The sequence below is a fragment of the Pseudomonas sp. 2995-3 genome (genome assembly GCF_002742565.1).
Lineage (GTDB): Bacteria > Pseudomonadota > Gammaproteobacteria > Pseudomonadales > Pseudomonadaceae > Aquipseudomonas > Aquipseudomonas edaphica.
This window is the reverse complement of the sequence record NZ_LJSB01000256.1, coordinates 1-400: the sequence shown is the minus strand read 5'-3', so window position 1 is coordinate 400 and position 400 is coordinate 1. Positions and strand designations below refer to the sequence as shown.

Below are 400 nucleotides of genomic sequence, written 5' to 3'. Positions count from 1 at the left end.
CACATATTCAACTTGATTGGCCGTCATTAAATGAAATGAGAGAGACGTACGAAATGTTTTCTGAATTTGGATTAGATCAACAGATCACAGAATTAGATGTTAGTATTTATGGTTGGCCTCCAAGCGGTGAGTTTAAAACAGAGGAAGAAATTCCTGATAGTATCTTAGAAGATCAAGCTGCTCGCTATGAAGCGCTCTTTGAATTATATAAAGAGTTTGATGAAGAGATTAGTAATGTAACTTTCTGGGGAATTGCTGATGATCATACGTGGCTTGATGATCGAGCTCAAGAGCACAGTGACGATGGTGCTGGGAAGGATGCGCCATTTGTATTTGATACAGAGTTTAAAGTGAAACCTGCGTATTACGCCATGATGGGGCTAGAGGAAGGGAATCTACC

1 protein-coding gene is annotated in these 400 nt (G+C 40.0%); it reads left to right on the top strand.

The window, feature by feature from the left end; translation table 11 throughout:
* Positions 1-53: 53 nt before the first annotated feature.
* Positions 54-400 (top strand): endo-1,4-beta-xylanase (locus AOA62_RS25300; RefSeq protein WP_256592477.1); only part of this gene is annotated, 347 nt, incomplete at its 3' end.